The 4088-nt window shown below is 50.7% G+C and carries 4 protein-coding genes and 1 pseudogene; 1 reads left to right on the top strand and 4 read right to left on the bottom strand.

Annotated features, from left to right (window positions below; translation table 11 throughout):
- Positions 1–76: 76 nt before the first annotated feature.
- The 4 genes and pseudogenes from ABD654_RS03415 to tnpA all read right to left on the bottom strand — a co-directional run bounded on the left by ABD654_RS03415 (position 77) and on the right by tnpA (position 3359).
- Positions 77–700, bottom strand: a complete 624-nt coding sequence (locus tag ABD654_RS03415; RefSeq protein WP_344702319.1) for a hypothetical protein — start codon at positions 698–700, stop codon at positions 77–79.
- Between the two features lie 651 nt (positions 701–1351).
- A pseudogene (locus ABD654_RS03410) lies at positions 1352–1953 on the bottom strand (transposase); the annotation flags it as partial.
- 48 nt (positions 1954–2001) lie between these two features.
- Positions 2002–2826 carry a Fic family protein gene (locus ABD654_RS03405; RefSeq protein WP_344702316.1) on the bottom strand — a complete coding sequence of 275 codons (825 nt, stop codon included), beginning with the start codon at positions 2824–2826 and terminating at the stop codon, positions 2002–2004.
- Positions 2827–2945: 119 nt separating this feature from the next.
- Positions 2946–3359: an IS200/IS605 family transposase gene (gene tnpA, locus ABD654_RS03400; protein ID WP_344702314.1), complete on the bottom strand. Its 414-nt coding sequence runs from the start codon at positions 3357–3359 to the stop codon at positions 2946–2948.
- Positions 3360–3415: 56 nt separating this feature from the next.
- Here tnpA and ABD654_RS03395 point away from each other — a divergent pair, with 56 nt between their 5' ends.
- On the top strand, positions 3416–4078 hold the full coding sequence (locus ABD654_RS03395) for an RNA-guided endonuclease InsQ/TnpB family protein (protein ID WP_344702312.1): 663 nt from the start codon (positions 3416–3418) through the stop codon (positions 4076–4078).
- Positions 4079–4088: the final 10 nt, after the last annotated feature.

Below are 4088 nucleotides of genomic sequence, written 5' to 3'. Positions count from 1 at the left end.
GCGAGAGGTCCTCTTGAATCAAGTTCTGGCTGGAACATCCTGATTCTACAAGAGAAACCCCTCGCCATCTTTATTTTCAAGCCAGCCTCATGAATAAGCCGGGATCCACTGATGCTCCTTTGCTGTCTTTTCCGTTCTCCACTGATTTTCCATACCGGACATCTGAAACCTTATGATTAATAGAACTTGGGCTCAAGCACAGCGGAGAAAATAAGCTCTGGTAATGCCGCGGAGCCAACGACTCTCCATCAAAAAGCTTGTCTTCAATAATACTTTTTAAGTAGCTATCACTTTCTATCTTCCGCATCACCGTTTCCCAAAGCATATTTTTTCCTATCTTTTTTTGATAACCCAGGAGCTCTAGCTGAGAAAACAAAAACTGATATAAAACGACTTCTTCTTTATCGTACTCTTCAGGATCAATAGCATATGTCATCAAACTATGAGGCATTACTGCTTTTTTATTAACACCTTTATAACACTTCACCTGATGAATCAGCGAACTTTTGTTCAGAAGCTGCTCACCACCCCCTTCTTTTAACATAGCGATGGGCGGATGACTAAGCCGAACATTTGTAAGACTTTTGTTAGTCAGTAAGTCGGATGTGTTCAGCAGCTCATGCACTGACCTTTCAATCTGCTGAACCGTGATAAAACAACTAATACCCGGCAAAACCTGAATTGTAACTTTATGACTCATGCTGCTCTGCCCTACACTGAAATATTAAAAAAGACTTCCCCGCTGTTTTGATATAAACCAAAACAAGTATATAAGTTTATATTTATAAACAGTCTCGCTTGCGAGAAGCGTTTAGACTTGAGCAAAACACAGACGCAAAAAAGCATTGACTGCAGAAGCGCATTGCTTTTGCAATCATGCTTTTCGTGTGCATTGAGCTAATTCAATAAATCAACGTTACGCTGAACGGATTCGTCCGTTCAAAAACGTCGATTCAATGCATATGAGTGCAGGCAGAACGCTGCAAGACATATATTTCAGTGCAGTTGAGCCGCAACATGATGTTCATTTGCTACAGACACAACTATATTGACGCGCCAATTAGCCATTTTTCTGAGCTAGATTGGGCAATTTAGGCATGAGTTCACGCTGCATTACGCAACATTGAAAACATAGTTACATCAGCTGTACTTGACGCAGCTAGGCTAATAGCGGCCGAAGCTTTCTATTAGCGAGTTACCTTTCAGAAACTACTTACCTCCTCCTTTCTTGTCAACCCCTTCAACTACATTTATTCATGAGAGCATCTTGAAAACACGAATGGCGGTTTTTTCCTTTATAATCAAGGCTTTACTAGAAGAGGACAACACAGGAGGCCCCATGGATGAAAAATTATCGCCGTGGACGCCTTCCTGTAATGGCTCTATTCGCTGGCCAGCCAGCGCCAAGGCGAATGGTGATACGTCGGGCGTGCAGGATCAGCGTAGCGGCCACCTTGAGGACCTGCTCACGCATCCGTATCATGCTTCAGCCCTGCCGAGCTGTTCCAGCAGACAGCGCAGGCCATGCAGCATCTGATAAGCATAAAGGCTCAGCAGCAGGCTGGCTTCGTTTCGATCCATGACATCCTGCATCGTGGAAGCACCGCGATCGGTCGACGAGCGATGAAGATCAAGCGCCGATTTAACCTCGCCCATGTGCGCCCCGGCGCTGCCAAGCCTGTGATATAGCGACAGCACCTTATTCGGTGGCCATGGCACCGACTCAGGTTAGGGACCAGGAAGAAGGCGTGGAGCAACAGGTCGTCGGAGCACTCCTGAACCACCAGCACGACACAGCGTTGGCTGGAGCCATTTGTCGGCCAGGTATTCAAGATCATGGCACCATTCACGGTGCTGCTCCGGGAGACGACCGGGTGGCCATTTGAGATAAGGTGCTGCCAGCGTCTGAAGAGGTTTATTGCTGCGCAGTCGGCTCAGATACTCGACATCACGCTCTTCCATACTACGAACTAGAAGATCCCTACTTTGCAGACTGGATCGTCAGCCACCTCTGCCTTTAGGCAGAGGTGGCTGACATGAAGGGTTTGGTTGTGGCGGCTCCAGAAGCTCCAAGTAAGCCGCCATACTTCGCTCGACCCCCTGTCCAACCAATCGAGCGATGGCGTCATAATCACCGGTGGTACAGGCGGTATCCAGCGCGTCGTAATAGTCGAGCCGTTCATTTACGCGAATGATGGACGGAGGATAGCCTGCTTTCATTAACTCGCAATTCATGAGCAAGCGTCCCGTTCGGCCATTGCCGTCTATGAAGGGGTGAATCTCGACAAATCGAGTATGTAGCTCCGCTATATGGCGTACGGGATGGTATCCCGTTTGGCTATGCGTCCAGGATAGCAGTCGCTGTATCGCCTCCTCGACATGCAGAAAGTCAGGCGGGGTGGTGCTGGCGCCCGTAATACGGACGTTTTCACGGCGATATCGGCCCGCTTCGTCACTATCTATGCCCCGCAGCACCAACGCGTGCAGATCCTTGATATCACGCTCAGAGATTGGCGTGGGCTCTGCGACCAGCATTTCAAGAAACTCAATCGCATCCCGGTGGTTGATGGCTTCGAGGTGCTCACGCATCGTCTTGCCGCCGACGGTGATCCCCTCCAGCACCACTTTCGTTTCACGTAGCGTAAGGGTGTTGCCCTCAATGCCGTTGGAGTTGTACGTCCATTCCAGAGCCAAGTGTTCGCGCAGGGAAGCAGCAGTGTGTTTAGGCAACGGCCTATGGCTATCGATCCGCGCTTTATCTCGATCTATTCGAGAGAGCATAGCTTGCAGGCTGTACATGCTTCCTGTGCTTTCATTCGCTGGCATCCCTGGCTCCTTGTGGCGTTCGAATTAAGCACTGCGGCTGTGTACGAAGGTTAGCAAAAATCCGCGTAAACCTCCGCCCCAATGCGGGCGGAGATACAAGCGGGAACTGCGAAGCAGTTCTATTCTGGTGTTTTCTGCCCCTGAACATAGGCTTTAAGCGTCTCGATAGTGGCGCCGCCTGCACTACAGGCGAAATACGACCGCGACCACAGCGCGGCGTTTTTGCTCAAACGCGGGATATGCGTATTCAGATAACGCACGCGTCGAGACGACGTGGACTTCAAGTTGTTGACCAGTACGCTGATCGACAGCTTCGGCGGATATTCCACGAGCAAATGGACGTGATCTTGCTCGCCATCGAACTCAAGGATGCGGCAGTCGAGCTTTTCACAAGCAGACTCAAACGCCTCCCGAAGCTGGCCGATCATGTAGCCGTCGAACACCTTGCGGCGATACTTCGTTGTGAAGATGAGGTGAACAACCAGCCGCGTGACGCTGTGCCTACCTGGTCGGTAGCCTTCTGGTACACTCACTTGCTTTTCTCCGTTTTATACCTTAATTTATAGGCATTGTAGCAGTGAGCACTGACATGCTGAAGGCCATCAAAGTACGTATTTACCCCACCACCGAACAGGCGGATTTACTGAACCGCCAGTTCGGTTCGGTGCGCTTTGTGTACAATACCGGCCTTCGCATCATGTCCCATCGCTATAAGCGTCACGGCCAGTCATTGAATGCCAAACATGACATCAAGAAACTATTGCCCGTGGCGAAAAAGTCTCGAAAGTACGGCTGGTTGAAAGAGGCGGATTCCATTGCCCTTCAACAGGCGTGCCTCCATCTCGACCAGGCGTTCCAGCGTTTCTTTGACCCCAAACAAAAAGCCGGTTACCCGCGCTTCAAAAGCAAGCGAGGTCGGCAGTCGAGTTACCACTGCGTCGGCGTTAAAAGCGGCGACAACTGGATCAAGGTGCCGAAGATTAAAGCCATGAAGGCGCGTATTCACCGCCCTATGGACGGCAAGCTCAAGAGCATCGCGCTGTCTCGCACCGTCACCGGCAAGCACTACGCCGCGCTGCTGTTTGAAACGGGGCAGGACGCCCCGGAACGTCTGCAAGACCTCGACGCCTCAAGCGTCGTCGGCCTCGACATGGGCTTGAACTGGTCTAATTGGAGCGGACACCCCGGTAAGCCTCATACTGGAGGCATTGGAGGTGTTCATGACCAAGAAGACGCGACGTCGGTACTCTGACGAATTCAAA

The sequence above is a fragment of the Halomonas cibimaris genome (assembly GCF_039537045.1).
GTDB lineage: Bacteria > Pseudomonadota > Gammaproteobacteria > Pseudomonadales > Halomonadaceae > Vreelandella > Vreelandella cibimaris.
The sequence above is the reverse complement of the archived record's forward strand: the minus strand, read 5'-3'. Positions and strand labels throughout refer to the sequence as shown.